At 70.6% G+C, this 15,864-nt stretch carries 14 protein-coding genes and 1 pseudogene; 4 read left to right on the plus strand and 11 right to left on the minus strand.

The window, feature by feature from the left end:
* Nucleotides 1-107 precede the first annotated feature (107 nt).
* A complete protein-coding gene (locus tag N5079_RS21590; protein ID WP_261585765.1) occupies nt 108-1,055 on the minus strand; it encodes a hypothetical protein in 948 nt (315 codons plus the stop codon).
* A 206-nt stretch (nt 1,056-1,261) separates the two neighbouring features.
* On the opposite strand from N5079_RS21590, the gene N5079_RS21595 reads away from it, so the two are divergent.
* Nucleotides 1,262-2,512, plus strand: coding sequence for a S8 family peptidase (locus tag N5079_RS21595; RefSeq protein ID WP_261585766.1), 1,251 nt, complete (start codon nt 1,262-1,264; stop codon nt 2,510-2,512).
* Nucleotides 2,513-2,655: 143 nt separating this feature from the next.
* Nucleotides 2,656-3,189, plus strand: a pseudogene (locus tag N5079_RS21600) (Clp protease N-terminal domain-containing protein); the annotation flags it as partial.
* Nucleotides 3,190-3,380: 191 nt separating this feature from the next.
* Here N5079_RS21600 and N5079_RS21605 read toward each other — a convergent pair.
* Nucleotides 3,381-4,439 carry a GNAT family N-acetyltransferase gene (locus tag N5079_RS21605; RefSeq protein WP_261585768.1) on the minus strand — a complete coding sequence of 353 codons (1,059 nt, stop codon included), beginning with the start codon at nt 4,437-4,439 and terminating at the stop codon, nt 3,381-3,383.
* A gap of 194 nt (nt 4,440-4,633) precedes the next feature.
* Between N5079_RS21605 and N5079_RS21610 the strand changes: the two genes are divergently transcribed.
* Together N5079_RS21610 and N5079_RS21615 are read left to right on the plus strand one after the other, a co-directional pair.
* Nucleotides 4,634-6,031 (plus strand): NAD(P)/FAD-dependent oxidoreductase, encoded by a 1,398-nt coding sequence (locus N5079_RS21610; RefSeq protein ID WP_261585769.1) that lies wholly within the window; start codon nt 4,634-4,636, stop codon nt 6,029-6,031.
* A 167-nt stretch (nt 6,032-6,198) separates the two neighbouring features.
* Complete coding sequence (locus tag N5079_RS21615; protein ID WP_261585770.1) at nt 6,199-7,803, plus strand: amidohydrolase; 1,605 nt, start codon at nt 6,199-6,201, stop codon at nt 7,801-7,803.
* A 23-nt stretch (nt 7,804-7,826) separates the two neighbouring features.
* Here the strand turns inward: N5079_RS21615 and N5079_RS21620 are convergent, their stop codons facing one another.
* The 9 genes from N5079_RS21620 to rapZ all read right to left on the minus strand — a co-directional run bounded on the left by N5079_RS21620 (nt 7,827) and on the right by rapZ (nt 15,741).
* Nucleotides 7,827-8,183 carry an IPT/TIG domain-containing protein gene (locus N5079_RS21620; protein WP_261585771.1) on the minus strand — a complete coding sequence of 119 codons (357 nt, stop codon included), beginning with the start codon at nt 8,181-8,183 and terminating at the stop codon, nt 7,827-7,829.
* Nucleotides 8,184-8,437: 254 nt separating this feature from the next.
* The gene (locus tag N5079_RS21625) at nt 8,438-8,785 is read right to left on the minus strand and encodes an RNA polymerase-binding protein RbpA (protein ID WP_261585772.1); all 348 of its coding nucleotides are present in this window, start codon (nt 8,783-8,785) and stop codon (nt 8,438-8,440) included.
* A gap of 78 nt (nt 8,786-8,863) precedes the next feature.
* Nucleotides 8,864-9,094 (minus strand): preprotein translocase subunit SecG, encoded by a 231-nt coding sequence (secG, locus tag N5079_RS21630; RefSeq protein ID WP_261585773.1) that lies wholly within the window; start codon nt 9,092-9,094, stop codon nt 8,864-8,866.
* A gap of 112 nt (nt 9,095-9,206) precedes the next feature.
* Nucleotides 9,207-9,986 carry a triose-phosphate isomerase gene (gene tpiA, locus N5079_RS21635; protein ID WP_261585774.1) on the minus strand — a complete coding sequence of 260 codons (780 nt, stop codon included), beginning with the start codon at nt 9,984-9,986 and terminating at the stop codon, nt 9,207-9,209.
* Nucleotides 9,987-11,174: a phosphoglycerate kinase gene (locus N5079_RS21640; RefSeq protein WP_261585775.1), complete on the minus strand. Its 1,188-nt coding sequence runs from the start codon at nt 11,172-11,174 to the stop codon at nt 9,987-9,989.
* Nucleotides 11,174-12,178: a type I glyceraldehyde-3-phosphate dehydrogenase gene (gene gap, locus N5079_RS21645; protein WP_261585776.1), complete on the minus strand. Its 1,005-nt coding sequence runs from the start codon at nt 12,176-12,178 to the stop codon at nt 11,174-11,176. The genes N5079_RS21640 and gap overlap by 1 nt, the downstream gene beginning before the upstream one ends.
* 198 nt (nt 12,179-12,376) lie before the next feature.
* Entirely contained in the window at nt 12,377-13,357 is a 981-nt protein-coding gene (whiA, locus tag N5079_RS21650) for a DNA-binding protein WhiA (protein ID WP_261585777.1), read from the minus strand.
* A gap of 63 nt (nt 13,358-13,420) precedes the next feature.
* Nucleotides 13,421-14,362, minus strand: a complete 942-nt coding sequence (gene yvcK, locus N5079_RS21655; RefSeq protein WP_261585811.1) for a uridine diphosphate-N-acetylglucosamine-binding protein YvcK — start codon at nt 14,360-14,362, stop codon at nt 13,421-13,423.
* A 509-nt stretch (nt 14,363-14,871) separates the two neighbouring features.
* On the minus strand, nt 14,872-15,741 hold the full coding sequence (gene rapZ, locus N5079_RS21660) for an RNase adapter RapZ (RefSeq protein WP_261585778.1): 870 nt from the start codon (nt 15,739-15,741) through the stop codon (nt 14,872-14,874).
* Nucleotides 15,742-15,864: the final 123 nt, after the last annotated feature.

A 15,864-nucleotide genomic window follows, 5' to 3' on the forward strand; every position in this document is an offset into this window, starting at 1 on the left:
TGGCGCGCCGCCGGGGAAGCTCGCGGCCAACGTCGGACCCCGCCTCCTGTCCGGCACGGTGACGGCAGCCCTGCCGACACCGAGATCGAAGCGGTTGGCCGGAAGCCCTAGCCCCCGGACTCGGGCTCTGGCCCGGACGGGGACTCTGGCCCGGACTCTGGCTCTGGCTCTGGCGCTGGCTCGGAGTTGGACTCGGACTTGAGGGCGGCTTCGGCCCGGTCGGCGAGGAAGCGGGCGGATCGGGCCGCGCGGGCGGTGCGGGTCTCCTCGCGCTTGGCGATGTCGAGCCGATGCCCGGCACCGGCCAGCTTCTCCCGGGCCTTGGCCAGCTTCTCCGACAGCTCGGCCACCTTCGCGGCGCGGCGGTCATGTTCCCGTACGGCTTCCGCCAGCTCGGCCTCCCAGGAGGCGTGGGCCTCCTCGGCCTCCGTCGCCGCCCGGCCGGCCTCCGCGTGGGATCTTTCCAGCTCGCGGATGCGGCGTTCCCGTTCGGCCGCCCGGCGCTCGGCGGCTTGAGGTTGCGCGGCTCGCGCCGCCTCGGCGGTCCCCGCCGACCGTGGGCGGGCGGGCCGGATGATCGGCGCGGGGGCGAAGCCGCTGTAGCTGAGGCCCCGCACGAGCCTGCCCTGCCGCACCTGAGCGGCCGCCTCCTCGTCCACGACGGCCGCGTCGAGAGTCTGCTCGATCTCGGTTCCGGCCGAGCCTGACAACGGCTGGCCCGCCTCTTCGGCGTCCTCTCTGATCATGCGGGCGAGGCGGCCGGTGAGCGCCGACCGCTGCCGGGTGAGCTCGGCCAGAGCCTCGGCGTCCTGGTCGTGCCACGCCTCGCGCAGCCGTCGCCCCACGTCCAGGAGCTCGTCCAGCTCGTCCGGATGACGACGGGACGACTGGTTGACCGCCCAGCCGACGACGGTCGGTTTCCTCAAGCCGCCGATCTCCCGCGACAGCGGCACGTCGCCGGCGGCCTTGGCCTCCTTCGCCAGCCCGTCGCGGGCGGCGGTGAACTCACCGGGCGCCATGCCGTACAGCCGGTCGGCTGCCTCATCGAGATTCACAGGTCAACGTGTACCCCTTCGGTATGTCCGCAGTCCACTCCCCCATTCGCTCCGTGTACGACCTGACCGATCACGTGGCAACTTCCGACAACGATCGGTTAATGCCACTTTTTGGACAGTAATGATCCTTCTTGTACAAGCTCGTGGTGGTTCCTACCTTCGGGGCACCTGGCACGAATGCCGGACCGAGGTTCCAGGAGGGACCAATGACGCACCCCCCGATGTCCCGCACGCCGCTCCGCTGGGCCGCGCTGCTCGTCGCCGCCGTGGCGCCCGCGCTCGCGACGGTGCTCGCCACCGGCCCGGCCGCGCACGCCGACGACCCGCCCGCCCCCACTCCGGCGCAGGGAACCGTGCTGGCGGAGGCGTCCGACCCGGCCGACCTGATCCCCGGCAGCTACATCGTCGTCCTGAAGAACGGCGCCGACGTCGACGCGGCGGCCCGGACGCTCACCGGCCGCCACGGCGGCAGGTTCGGCCGCACCTACCACTTCGCGCTGCGCGGCTTCGCCGTACGGGCGAGCGCCGCCGAGGCGAAGAAGCTCGCCGCCGACCCGGCCGTGGCCTACGTCCAGCAGAACTCCGTGGTCCGGGCGTCCGACACCCAGCCCAGCCCGCCCTCGTGGGGCCTCGACCGGATCGACCAGCGGAACCTTCCGCTGAGCTCGTCCTACACGTACGGCCCGACCGGCGCGGGGGTCCACGCCTACATCGTCGACACCGGCATCCGGACCACCCATTCGGACTTCGGGGGCCGCGCCTCGATCGGTTTCGACGCGATCGGCGACGGCCAGAACGGGCAGGACTGCAACGGCCACGGCACCCACGTGGCCGGCACGACGGGCGGCGGCTCGTACGGCGTGGCCAAGGGCGTCCTGCTGGTGGCCGTCCGGGTGCTCGACTGCGACGGGTCCGGGACGACCGATCAGGTGATCGCGGGCATCGACTGGGTCACCGCGCACGCCGTCAAGCCAGCCGTCGCCAACATGAGCCTCGGCGGCAGCGCGAACACGGCCCTCGACGACGCGGTACGGCGTTCGGTCGCCTCAGGTGTCGGGTACGCGATCGCGGCCGGAAACGGCTTCCTCGGCCTGTTCGCGCAGAACGCGTGCAGCACCTCGCCGGCCCGTGTCCCCGAGGCCATCACGGTCTCGATCACCGACATCTCCGACAAGAAGCCGTCGTGGGGCAACATCGGAACCTGCGTGGACCTGTTCGCCCCCGGATACAACATCACCTCGGCGTGGAAGGACTCCGACACCTCGACGAACACGATCAGCGGCACCTCGATGTCCACGCCGCACGTGACCGGCGCGGCGGCCCTCTACCTTCAGGGCCACCCCACGGCGACACCGCAGCAGGTGCGGGACGCCATCGTGAACAACGCCACGACCGGCGTCGTGGTGAGCCCCGGCAGCGGCTCGCCCAACCGCCTGCTCTACACCGCGGGCCTGTGATCACCTGACGGCCGCCCAAGCCCCCGGCCGCGCGATCGGCCGGGGGCGTGACCGGGCGGCCGGCTTCGCGACGGCGGTGACCCTGCCCTCTGCCGCCGTTCCTGACGCATAGTGGAAGCACCCGCCAACGACGGAGGCCTCCCGTGTTCGAGCGATTCACCGACCGTGCCCGCCGTGTCGTGGTTCTCGCCCAGGAGGAGGCGAGGTCGCTCAACCACACCTATATCGGCACGGAGCACATCCTTCTCGGCCTGGTCCACGAAGGCGACGGGGTCGCCGCCACGGTGCTCCGTGACGAGGGGATCGACCACGGGACCGTGCGGCAGGACGTGGAGCAGATGATCGGCATCGGCGCGGAGAGCCCGGGCGGTCACATCCCGTTCACGCCGCGCGCCAAGAAGGTCCTGGAACTGTCCCTCCGCGAGGCCCTGCACCTCAACCACAACTACATCGGCACCGAGCACATCCTGCTCGGGCTGATCCGGGAGGGCGAGGGAGTCGGGGCCCAGGTGCTGGCCGGGCGTGGGGTCCACTTCGACCACATCCGCATGAAGGTCATCCAGGAGGCGCGGCTCGAATCCGAGGCGTCGGGCCCGTCGGCGGGCGTCTTCATCGGCGGACCGTCGATCATCGCCCGGCTGGATCGGCTGCAGGAGTCCCTCGACCGCATCGAGCGCCGCCTCGACGCGATGAACGCCCCGCCCGACCCCGGGCCCGCCGCCCCCACACCGGGGTGATCATGCACGGGTTCCCGGCCGTGGCCCCCGACCTGCCCCCTCTCCGGTCGCGATCATGCACTGAATCAGAAGCGGCGGCACTGACCTGGTCTCTTTTTGTTCGTGATCATGCAGGTACGACAACACACAGATCACTTTGGAGAGGCTGACGCCATTACCCCCACGGCGATCCGCGCCTCCACGACGCCGGGGTCCTCGGTGTGCGTGATCGTCGCGCCGAGCGAGGTCAGCAGCCTGCGCATCCGGACGTTGTCGAACAGCAGGGTCGCCCGCACCTCGGCGAAGCCCAGGTCCCGGGCCTCCTGCAGGAGCATGCGGGCCATGGCGGAGCCGAGCCCGCGGCCCTGCCAGCGGTCCTCGACGAGGAAGGCGATCTCGGCGATGCCGGGGTCGGGGGTGAACATGAGGGAGGCCACCGCCACCACCTGGCCGTCGTTCCCGGCGACGATCGAGTGGCCCCGGCTGCGGTCGCAGAGCCGGTCGAACACCCTGGGCGGGAGCGTCGGCATTGAGGTGAAGTATCGGAACCTGCGCGTCTCGGGTGAGCAGCGCTCGTGCAGGTCGCGCAGGGCCTCCCGATAGAGCGTCGTCAGCGGCCGGATGAGCACCTCGGCGCCGTCGGCCAGCCGTACGGGACCCTCGGGCATGGCGGCCTCGGCGGGCGGCTGCGCGAGCCGTACGAGCGCGGCGGCGCGGGCCGCCTCGGTCAGCGTGAACGGCAGGCCGGAGCGGCGCAGCCGGATGGCGCGACGGGGCGCGACGGGAACGACGAGCAGCGTGGGGTCGGGAAGCTCCGCGCCCTCAGGACCACCCCGGGGACGGGCGGGATCGGCGCCGTAGACCCAGCGGGCGTCGTCGGCCCGCAGCAGGTCGCCGAGGATCTCCGGGAGCCGCCACGGCATCGAGCTCAGCCGGGCGGCGAGCAGCAGCACGCGGGTGGGCTCGTCGGTCAACTCGTGCGCGGTGGCCGGCACGACCTGGACCCGGCGGCCTCCGGCCGCTTCCAGCGCCTCACGCACCGCGTCCGGGGAGGCCGGGATGTCGGTGACGAACTCGTCGACCGTGCCGTCCGTGTCCGGCTGCACCGAGAGGCCGAGGATGTTGCCGCCCTTCTCGGCGAGCGCCGCCGCGAGGGAGGCCAGCCGGCCGGGCCGCTCGTCCACCGTCGTCCGGATCCGCAAGAATGCCATCGCGTACCGCTCCCCTCTGTTGTGCTGGCCTCAGACTGCCTGAGGACTGTTACGCCGCTGCTACACGGGGGTGAGCCGCCCGTTTCACTTGGCCGTCAACGTTACGACTGCGGTATCAGCGTGATCATCGCGATTTCCCAACGACTTCCGTCGCCTGATGCGGATGGTGGAACGGATATAGCAGGATGTGGTCCATGAGTGCTCCGTTGTCCCCCGGCTTCGTCAACGGCGAGGTGTCCTTCTGGTACCGCTCCCTCGGGCTGCCCGTGCCCGGCGATCCGCTGGACGGGGACCGCGAGGCGGATGTGGCCATCGTGGGCGCCGGGTACACCGGACTGTGGACGGCCTACTACCTGAAGAAGGCTCAGCCGTCGCTCCGGGTCGTCGTGCTGGAGAAGGAGTTCGCCGGGTTCGGCGCGTCCGGCCGCAACGGCGGCTGGCTGACGGGGGCCCTGGCCGGCTCGCCGGAACGCTACGCGGAGACCCACGGGCCGGAGGCCGCCAGACGGCTCCAGCGGGCGATGTTCGCGACGATCGACGAGGTCATCCGGGTCGCCGACGAGGAGGGGATCGACGCCGACATCGTCAAGGGCGGCCTGTTCAACGTCGCCAGGGGCCCGGCCCAGGCCGCCCGGCTCCGGGAGGAGCTGGCGGGCCAGCGGGAATGGGGCTGGACCGAGGACGACGTCCGGCTGCTCTCCCCCGGTGAGATGGACTCCCGCCTGCGCGTGGCAGGCGCCGTCAGCGCCACCTGGAGCCCGCACTGCGCCAGGATCCAGCCCGCCAAGCTCGCCCGGGGCCTCGCGGAAGCCGTACGGAACCTCGGGGTCGAGATCTACGAGCGGACGGCGGTGACGGAGATCAGCCGGGGCAGGGCGGTCACGGAGCGCGGCACGGTGACGGCGCCCTACGTGCTGCGCTGCACCGAGGGGTTCACCGCGACCATCCCCGGTCACCACCGCGACTGGCTGCCGATGAACAGCTCGATGATCGTCACCGAACCGCTGCCGGAGAGCGTCTGGGCGTCCATCGGCTGGGAGAACCGCGAGTTGCTCGGCGACATGGCCCATTACTACATGTACGCCCAGCGGACGGCCGACGACCGGATCGCCTTCGGCGGGCGCGGCAAGCCGTACCTCTACGGGTCGAGGATCGACGACCGCGGCCATACGCACGGCTGGACCGTCGACGCGCTGTGGGAGCTGCTGACCTCGTTCTTCCCCGCTGCCGGCTCCTCGCGGGTGGCGCACGCCTGGTCCGGCGTGCTGGGCGTGCCCCGCGACTGGTGCTCGACCGTGCGCGTCGACCACGCGACCGGTCTCGGCTGGGCGGGCGGCTACACCGGCCACGGGGTGACCACGACCAACCTCGCCGGGCGGACCCTGTGCGACCTCGTCCTGGGGCGGGAGACCGAGCTCACCGGCCTGCCGTGGGTGGACCGGCGCGTCCGCGCCTGGGAGCCCGAGCCGCTGCGCTGGCTGGGGGTGCACTCGATGTACCGCCTCTACCGCCTGGCCGACGCCCGCGAGAGCAGGGGCATGGCCAGGACCTCCAGCCTGGCCAGGATCGCCGACCTCATCACCGGCCACTGAGGCGCCCCCTCACCCCGGGTCGTGATCATGCACACCTTCCCCGGCGGGGCATTGACCTGCCCACCTCCCGATCGTGATCATGCACGGATTCCCGGGCGACTAGGCTGAACTGGAGAAACGCAATTCGTGATCATGCAACCCGTCCCATCCAGAAGGGCAGAAGTCCTGTGAGCTCCCATATCCTCTTCCGCGGCGGCCGGGCCTTCACCCCGGACGGCTTCGCCGAGGCGGTCCTGGTCCGCGACGGGATCATCGCGGCCGTCGGCGCCGAGGCCGATCTCGTACGGCTCTCGCCCGGAGCCGAGCCGGTGGACCTCGGCGGCGGGCTGCTCACGCCCGGGTTCATCGACGCGCATGTCCACCCGGTGCAGGCCGGGCTGGAGAGGGCCAAGTGCGACCTGGCCGAGGTCTACGGCCTCGACGCCTACCTGTCCAAGGTCACCGACTATGCCAGGACAAATCCGGATAAGGAGTGGATCGACGGCGGCGGCTGGGACATGTCCGCCTTCCCCGGCGGCCTCCCCCACCGGTCCCAGCTCGACTTCCTCGACCGGCCCGCCTACCTGATCCAGCGCGACCACCACGCCGCCTGGGTCAACACCCGGGCGCTGGAGCTCGCCGGCATCACCCGCGACACCCCCGACCCGGCCGACGGCCGCATCGAGCGCGACCCGGACGGCACGCCGAGCGGCGTGCTGCACGAGGGCGCGATGGACCTCGTCGGCCTGCTCACCCCCCGGCCCACCCCCGCCGATCTCGACGCGGCCCTGCTCGACGCCCAGGCCTACCTCTTCTCTCTCGGCATCACCGGCTGGCAGGACGCGATCGTCGGCTCGTACGCCGGGTCCGACGACCAGTTGCCGGTCTACCTGTCGGCCGCCTCGTCCGGCCGCCTGAAGGCCCGCGTCGTCGGCGCCCTGTGGTGGGACCGCACGCGCGGCGCCGACCAGATCCCCGACCTGGCCGAGCGGCGCGCCAGGGCCGAGGGCCTCGACCGGTTCCGCGCGTCCGCCGTGAAGATCATGCAGGACGGCATCGCGGAGAACTTCACGGCCGCCGTGATCGAGCCGTACTGCCGCTGCGGCGGCACCGGACTGTCCTACGTGGACCCCGGGCTGCTCAAGGACTACGTCAAGGAGCTCGACTCGCTGGGGTTCCAGGTCCACTTCCACGCCATCGGGGAGCGGGCCGTACGGGAGACGCTGGACGCGCTGGCCGGAACCGACCCGGAGAACCGCCACCACATCGCCCATCTGCAGATCATCACCCCGCAGGACGTGCCGCGCTTCGCCGCGCTCGGCGTGACCGCGAACCTCCAGCCGCTGTGGGCCACCCACCACGCCCAGATGGACGAGCTGTGCATCCCGTTCCTGGGCGACGAGCGGTCGTCGTGGCAGTATCCCTTCGCCGATCTGGTACGGCACGGCACCCGGCTGGCGGGGGGCTCGGACTGGCCCGTCTCGTCGGCCGACCCCCTCCAGGGGATGCACGTGGCCGTCAACCGGACGGAGCCGGGCGGCTCGGTCCACGCGTCGTACCCGACCGCGCAGACGCCGTTCCTCCCTGGTCAGAGCATCGACCTGAGGACGGTCATGACGGCCTACACGGCAGGGTCCGCGTGGCTGAACCGCTCCCCCGCGGGCGTGATAGAGGAAGGCCGCCCGGCCGACCTCGTGGTGCTCGACCGCGACCCGTTCACGCTCGACCCCAAGGACATCTGGACGGCCCGCGCCACGATGACCTTCGTCGACGGCGAGTGCGTCCACGGCTGAGGCCCCGCCTCGTCAGAGGCCGCTTAGAGGTACGTGTAGGCGACACCGGGAGAGCTGGAGCCGCCCGCCGAGGCGGCCGTGACGCTGACCGAGCCCGAGCCGGGGGGCGCGGCGGCGACGATCTGGGTGTCGGAGACGATCGAGAAGGAGGCCGGGGCGGCACCGAAGAGCACGTCGGTCGTGTTCGTGAAGTTCGCGCCTTTGATGGTGACGAGGTTGCCGCCCGTGGACGGCCCCTGGGCGGGGGTAAGGGTCATGACGGTTGGCGCGGGGACGTAGGTGTAGGAGGTGTGCGAGCCCGTCGCGCTCGTTCCCCCTGGCGTGGTGACCGTGACCTGGACCTCCTGATGGACGACGACAGGGTCCCGTTCTACACGCACAAGTGATCTCGGCCGGAAGTGTGGCACGCCGGCTTACGTTCTCGTGGCCCGCGACTTGGCCCATCCATCGCTTCACGCCAACTGGATCATCCGGTGCCGAGACGAGGTTGACCTTGACGAGAGATCGGCCCGCGGACAAGCGAAAGTCCCCCGCGGCGGATCGCCGCGAGGGACCTCTGTGCTGCCGTGCCGTACGCCTCTGGCCGTGGCGGCCGGCGGTTGTCTACCGGCCCTCTACTGGGCCTACGCCGGGCTCAGTAGATCGGGCGGGAGGACGAGCGCAGGCGCTCCAGAGCCTCGGCGAGGATCTGCGCGCCGTCCTTGTCGCTCCGGCGCTCCTTCACATAGGCCAGATGCGTCTTGTACGGCTCGTTCCGCGGCGGAGCGGGCGGGTTGGACTCGTCCTGACCGGCCGGCAGTCCGCACCGAGGGCAGTCCCAGTGCTCGGGGACGGCCGCGTCGCTGGCGAAGCTCGGGCGCGTCTCGTGCATGTTGGCGCACCAGAACGAGACCCGTACACGGGGGGCGGCCTCGCCGCGCTCGGCCTCCCCCATGGGGCCCGCGCCGACTCTGCTGCCACGGATCGCGTTGCCACTACCCACGGATGAACTCCTTGCTCGATCGCCCCGCGGACAACGGGGGGAGATGAATCTCTGTCACGCGTAGCCGGGACGGAGCCGCTACGGCCTGAGCAGCAGACCCAGCGCGATGATGCAGACGAACCAGACGACGCCCGTGATGATGGTGAGCCGGTCCAGGTTACGCTCCACCACCGACGATCCGCCGAAGGACGACGAGAAACCACCGCCGAAGAGATCCGAAAGGCCACCGCCCTTGCCCTTGTGGAGCAGGACGAGCAGCACCATCAGAGCGCTCGACAGGATGAGGGCGATGGAGATTCCGATTGTCACCGTAGACCTGTTCCTATGTCCGGGCGTGTGCACGACGCCGACGGCGTGACGATTCAATCTTGCTCTATGAGGGTACGACTTATTGTCAAGTCGCACCCCCCGAACGGCTCAGCTAGCCAGACATCTCACCAAAGCGGCAAATCTTGACGAACTCGCCCTGGTCGAGGCTGGCCCCTCCAACGAGGGCGCCGTCGATGTCGGGCTGCGCCATGATGCCGGCGATGTTGTCCGACTTCACCGAGCCTCCGTAAAGGATACGGACCCCAGCGGCCACATCGTCCCCATAGAGCTCGGCGAGTCTGGTCCTGATGGCCCCGCAGACCTCCTGGGCGTCCTCCTGGGTGGCAACCTCACCGGTGCCGATCGCCCACACCGGCTCGTATGCCACCACGATGGACTTCACCTGCTCGGCCGGGATTCCGTCCAGTGCCCCGTCGAGCTGCGCCAGCGTGTGCTCGACGTGGCGGTCCTCCCTGCGGATCGGGAGCGGCTCCCCGACGCACAGGATCGGCGTGAGCGAGTGCCGGTACGCCGCCTTCACCTTGGCGTTGCACAGGCCGTCGTCCTCGTGGTGGTACTGCCGCCGCTCGGAGTGGCCCACGAGCGTGAACGTGCACCCCAGCTTGGCGAGCATCGCCCCGGAGATCTCCCCGGTGTAGGCCCCGGCGTCGTGCTGCGACAGGTCCTGCGCGCCGTACACGATCCTGAGCTTGTCGGCGTCGACCAGCGTCTGGACGCTGCGCAGGTCGGTGTACGGCGGCAGCACCGCGACCTCGACGGCGTCGAAGTCCTTGTCGGTGAGCGAGAACGCCAGCTTCTGCACCAGGTTGATGGCCTCGAGGTGGTTGAGGTTCATCTTCCAGTTGCCGGCGATGAGAGGCTTGCGGCTCATCTATTCCTCCAGGGCGGCGAGTCCGGGCAGCGTCTTGCCTTCGAGGTACTCGAGGCTGGCGCCGCCGCCGGTGGAGATGTGCGAGAAGCCGTCCTCGGGCAGGCCGAGCCGGCGCACGGCCGCCGCCGAGTCGCCGCCGCCCACCACGGTGAACGCGTCCGACCCGACCAGCGCCTCCGCGACGGCACGGGTGCCGCCGGAGAACGCGTCGAACTCGAACACGCCCATCGGGCCGTTCCAGAACACGGTCCTCGCGTCCGACAGCTTGGACGCGAACAGCTCGCGGGTCCGCGGGCCGATGTCCAGGCCCTCGCGGTCGGCCGGGATCGCGGTGGCGTCGACCACCTCGTGCGGCGCGTCGGCCGCGAAGTGGGTGGCGGCCAGGACGTCCACCGGGAGCACCAGGTCGACCCCGCGGGTGACGGCCTCGTTGAGGAAGCCGCGCACCTGGTCGAGCTGGTCCTCCTGCAGCAGCGACTTGCCGACCTCGTGGCCCTGGGCCTTGAGGAAGGTGTACGCCATGCCGCCACCGATGAGCAGCCGGTCGACCTTGGACAGCAGGTTCGCGATGACGCCGAGCTTGTCGGAGACCTTCGCGCCGCCCAGGACCACGACGTACGGCCGGGCCGGGTCCTCGGTGAGCTTCTTCAGCACCTCGACCTCGGTGAGGACGAGATCGCCCGCGGCGTGCGGAAGCCGCTTCGGCAGGTCGTAGACGCTGGCGTGCTTGCGGTGCACCGCGCCGAAGCCGTCCCCGACGTACAGCTCGGCCAGCGCGGCCAGCTTGTCGGCGAACTCGCCCCTGACCGCGTCGTCCTTGGACTCCTCGCCCGGCTCGAAGCGCAGGTTCTCCAGGAGGGCCACCTGGCCGTCCTGGAGGGCGTCGACCGTGCTCTTCGCCGATTCGCCGACCACGTCGGTCGCGAACGCGACGTCCTCGCCGAGCAGCTCGGACAGCCGCCGCGCCACCGGGGCCAGCGAGTACTTCGGCGTGGGCGAGCCCTTCGGGCGGCCGAGGTGAGCCCCGACGATCACCTTGGCGCCGCGTTCGAGCAGCTTCCTGATCGTCGGCACCGACGCCCGGATCCGCCCGTCGTCGGTGATCGTCTCCCCTTCCAGGGGGACGTTGAGGTCGGCGCGCACGAAGACGCGCCGGCCCTTCACATCGAGGTCGTCGATTCCGATCATCAGAGGGAGGCGCCCACGTACTCGATCAGGTCGGCGAGGCGGTTGGAGTAGCCCCACTCGTTGTCGTACCAGCCGACGACCTTCACCTGGTTGCCGATGACCTTGGTCAGGCCGGCGTCGAAGATGCAGGAGGACGGGTCGGTGACGATGTCGGTGGAGACGATCTCGTCCTCGGTGTAGCTGAGGTAGCCCTTCAGCGGGCCCTCGGCGGCAGCCTTCAGCGCGGCGTTGACCTCCTCGACGGTGACCTCGCGGGACACCTCGACGGTCAGGTCGGTGGCGGAGCCCGTGGGGATCGGCACGCGCAGCGCGAACCCGTCCAGCTTGCCCTTCAGCTCGGGCAGGACCAGGCCGATGGCCTTGGCGGCGCCGGTCGAGGTCGGGACGATGTTCAGCGCGGCGGCGCGGGCCCGGCGCAGGTCCTTGTGCGGGCCGTCCTGCAGGTTCTGGTCCTGCGTGTAGGCGTGGATGGTGGTCATCAGACCCTTCTCGATGCCGAAGGTGTCGTTGATGACCTTGGCCATCGGGGCCAGGCAGTTCGTCGTGCAGGACGCGTTGGAGATGATCGTGTGAGCGGCGGGGTCGTACTTCTCGTGGTTGACGCCCATGACGATCGTCACGTCTTCGTTCTTCGCCGGGGCGGAGATGATGACCTTCTTCGCGCCGTTGTCGGCGTGGACCTTTGCCTGGTTGCCGTCGGTGAAGAAGCCGGTCGACTCCACGACGACGTCGACGCCCAGGTCGCCCCAGGGCAGCTTCGCCGGGTCGCGCTCGGCGAAGGCCTTGATCGCCTTGCCGTCCACGGTGATCTCGTCCGCCGAGGACTTCACCTCGTACGGCAGGCGGCCCAGGATGCTGTCGTACTTCAGCAGGTGGGCGAGCGTGGCGTTGTCGGTCAGGTCGTTGACCGCGACGATCTCGATGTCCTTACCGCTGGCTGCCACAGCGCGCCAGAAATTGCGGCCGATACGGCCGAAGCCGTTGACGCCTACGCGGATGCTCACGGGATCCGATCTCCTCGTACGTCGTGCGCCGGCAGACCGGCGACATGGCTGGCGTGAAACCTCAATGACAGACCTTATCGGACCCAAATTGGTGTAGACCACCGGGCCGTCCTTTGGCGGCCGGACAGGTCAAGCGGGCCCCATGGCTTGCGCTTCGCCGTCAAGTCCCGGGCGCATTCCGGTCAAACTCGCGCGGCGTCAGGGGGCGAGCATGTCGACGGTGAGGTTTGCCTCTGTGTTGGCGATGCCGAGGTCCTGGGCCTTCTTGTCGGCCATGGCGAGCAGGCGCCGGATCCGCCCGGCGATCGCGTCCTTGGTCAGGGGCGGATCGGCAATCTGGCCGAGCTCCTCCAGCGACGCCTGCTTGTGCTCGACGCGGAGCCGCCCGGCGATCACGAGGTGCTCGGGGGCCTCTTCTCCGAGGATCTCCAGGGCCCGCTGCACCCTGGCGCCCGCCGCGACGGCGGCCCTGGCGGACCTGCGCAGGTTGGCGTCGTCGAAGTTGGCGAGGCGGTTGGCGGTCGCGCGGACCTCGCGGCGCATCCGCCGCTCCTCCCACGCGAGCACGCTGTCGTGGGCGCCGAGGCGGGTCAGCAGCGCGCTGATCGCGTCGCCGTCGCGGACCACGACCCGGTCGACGCCGCGAACCTCGCGCGCCTTGGCGTGGATCTTCAGCCGCCGGGCCGAGCCGACCAGCGCCAGCGCGGCCTCCGGGCCGGGGCAGGTCACCTCCAGCGACATGGACCGGCCGGGCTCGGTCAGCGACCCGTGCGCGAGGAACGCCCCCCGCCAGGCCGCCTCGGCGTCGCAGGTCGCCCCGGAGACGACCTGGCGCGGCAGCCCGCGCACGGGACGGCCGTGATTGTCGATGAGACCGGTCTGCCTGGCCAGCGCCTCGCCGTCCTTGTAGACGCGGACGACGTACCGCGAGCCCTTGCGCAGGCCCGCCGGGGCCAGCACGAGCACCTCGGCCTTGTGACCGAACACCTCGCCGATGTCCCTGATCAGCCGCCGTGCGGTGACGTTGGTGTCGAGCTCCGCCTCGATCACGATCCGCCCGCCGACCAGGTGCAGCCCGCTCGCGAACCGCAGCAGCGTCGACACCTCGGCCTTACGGCAGCAAGGCTTGACCACCGATAGGCGGCTCAGCTCGTCTTTCACCACACCCGTCATCGCCATCTGCGCGTGTCCTCCCCCAAACAGACTCTGGCAGTCAGTCTCTCGCACCTTGACAGGCGGGGATCACCGCTTCTCACGGAAAATCTCGTCCAGGACCGAGGCAAGACGTGGTCCGTCGTGGCGCGGAGATCCGTCAGAGGCTGCCACATCGGCCAATACCAGACGGCCGCCGAGCGACACGGCGGCCTTCTCCAGCTCCCGCAGATCCCCCACCACGCCCTCGTCGGCGAGCACCGCGTCGATGAGCAGCGAGGGGGCGTGCTCCCTGAGCACCTCCAGATGCTTCTCGGGGGAGAAGCCGTCCGTCTCCCCCGGCTGGGGCGCCAGGTTGAGGATGACGAGCCGCCGAGCGCTCGTCGAGTGCAGCGCGTCGGCCAGCTCCGGCACCTTGAGATGCGGGAGGACGCTGGTGAACCACGAGCCCGGCCCGAACACCACCCAGTCGGCCTCCTGGATCGCCTCGACGGCCTGGGGACAGGCGGGCGGATCGGGCGGGAGCAGCGAGATCGCCTGGACCCGGCCCGGGGTGACCGCGCACGCCACCTGACCCTGGACGGTCGTGACGACGCCGTCCAGCTCGACCTCGGCCTGGATGTCCAGGGGCACCGACGCCATCGGGAGCACCCGGCCGTGCGCGCCGAGCAGCCGGCCCACCCAGTCCAGGCCCTGGACAGGGTCGTCGAGCAGCTCCCACAGGGCCACGATGAGCAGGTTGCCGACCGCGTGGCCGTGCAGCTCGCCCTCGCTGCGGAAGCGGTGCTGGACGACCCGGCTCCAGGTCTTGCCCCACTCGTCGTCGCCGCACAGCGCGGCGAGGGCCATCCGAAGGTCACCGGGCGGCAGGACCCCCAGCTCGCGCCTCAGACGGCCGCTGGAGCCCCCGTCGTCGGCGACGGTTACCACTGCGGTCAGATCGGTCGTGACGGTCCTCAGGGCCGACAGGGACGCGTACAGGCCGTGACCACCGCCGAGGGCGACGACCTTGGGCCCACGCCGGGGATTCACGGCGCCCCGGGGCACGCTCTCGGGGGTGCTTCTGGGGACGTCTCCGCCGATGGGGACGCTCGGGGGGACTCGGCCGGGATCGATGTCCTGATCTTCCAGATCTTCCAGCTGGTCCAGGTCGTCCAGATCGCCATCCGGGTTGCCTTGGAGGTTGCCTTGGAGGTTGCCTTGGAGGTTGCCTTGGGGATCGTCTCGGGGGATGCCATGGGGGATGCCGGTCTCGCCGGTTCCATAGGCGAGTTCTCTCATACTCCTCCTCGCCTTGCGGCCCGCCCCGCCCTTTGAAGCGGCTGCCCGGAGATCCGGCCATACTCGCCGATCGGCGCCGTACGGGAGACCGCTGTGGGGACAGCCGCGGTGCTCATCCGCGGGCCGGGGTTGATCCGCGGGCCTGTGTTGTTTCCCGGGCCTGTGCTCTTTCGCGGGCCGGTGTTGACTTGTGGATCGGTTCTCACTTTGTGGGCCGATTCAGGAGCGGGTCAAGTTCGGCAGCGGGTCAGCCGGGGCGCTCACTCGCGGCCCACGTCCCGGTGACTGACCTGCACCTCCATGCCGCGGTCGCGCAGCCGGGCCGCGAGCTGCTCCGCCATGGCCACGCTGCGGTGCTTGCCTCCGGTGCAGCCGACGGCGAGCGTGGCGTAGCTCTTGCCCTCACGGGTGTAACCGGCTGCCACGACGCCGAAGACCTCCTCGTAGCCGTCGAGGAACTCCTTGGCGCCCGGCTGGCCGAGCACGTAGTCCCTGACGGGCGCGTCCAGGCCGTTCATCGGGCGCAGCTCCGGGACCCAGTGGGGGTTGGGCAGGAACCGGCAGTCGACCACCAGGTCGGCGTCCACCGGCAGGCCGTACTTGTAGCCGAACGAGACGACGTTGACCTTGAGGCCGGGCCGGTCCTCGCCGCCGAAGAACGAGACGATCTTCTTGCGGAGCTCGTGGACGTTGAGCAGGGAGGTGTCGATGACCAGGTCGGCGTTGGCCCTGACCTCGCGAAGGATGCCCCGCTCGCGGTCGATCCCGTCGACGAGCCGCCCGTCGCCCTGCAGAGGATGCGGGCGCCGGACGTTCTCGAAGCGGCGGACCAGCTCCTCGTCGCTGGCCTCCAGGAACACCACCCGTACGGCGACGCCCCGGCCGGTCAGCTCCTCGATGGCCACGTTCAGGTCGGTGGTGAAGGCGAGGCTGCGCACGTCGACGACGGCGGCCACCTTGTCGGCGGCCAAGTTGACCTTGCCGGCCTCCTCGGCCAGGGAGAACAACAGGCCCGGGGGCAGATTGTCGATGACGAACCAGCCCAGGTCCTCAAGCGCCTTCGCGGCGGTGCTCCGCCCCGCCCCCGACATGCCCGTGATCACCACGAACGCCGGCTCAGTCGTGCTCATCGCCCGCTCACCGCCCTGCCCCGAAATCGGCGACGCCCCGCGAACGGCCCCACCCCGCCGGGGCGCGGCGGCCCGCCGCCGGGACACGGCCCCCTATCGACGGAGCATGGCACCGCGGCGCGT

It is taken from the genome of Planotetraspora sp. A-T 1434, from assembly GCF_025420585.1.
Taxonomy (GTDB): domain Bacteria; phylum Actinomycetota; class Actinomycetes; order Streptosporangiales; family Streptosporangiaceae; genus JAOEGB01.

What these genes read in the sequence shown, in the direction of transcription:
- N5079_RS21610 (WP_261585769.1), top strand. Translation starts at nt 4,634, where the DNA reads ATGAGTGCTCCGTTGTCCCCCGGCTTCGTCAACGGCGAGGTGTCCTTC.
- rapZ (WP_261585778.1), bottom strand. Translation starts at nt 15,741, where the DNA reads ATGAGCACGACTGAGCCGGCGTTCGTGGTGATCACGGGCATGTCGGGG.
- tpiA (WP_261585774.1), bottom strand. Translation starts at nt 9,986, where the DNA reads ATGAGCCGCAAGCCTCTCATCGCCGGCAACTGGAAGATGAACCTCAAC.
- N5079_RS21605 (WP_261585768.1), bottom strand. Translation starts at nt 4,439, where the DNA reads ATGGCATTCTTGCGGATCCGGACGACGGTGGACGAGCGGCCCGGCCGG.
- N5079_RS21640 (WP_261585775.1), bottom strand. Translation starts at nt 11,174, where the DNA reads ATGATCGGAATCGACGACCTCGATGTGAAGGGCCGGCGCGTCTTCGTG.
- N5079_RS21595 (WP_261585766.1), top strand. Translation starts at nt 1,262, where the DNA reads ATGACGCACCCCCCGATGTCCCGCACGCCGCTCCGCTGGGCCGCGCTG.
- whiA (WP_261585777.1), bottom strand. Translation starts at nt 13,357, where the DNA reads ATGGCGATGACGGGTGTGGTGAAAGACGAGCTGAGCCGCCTATCGGTG.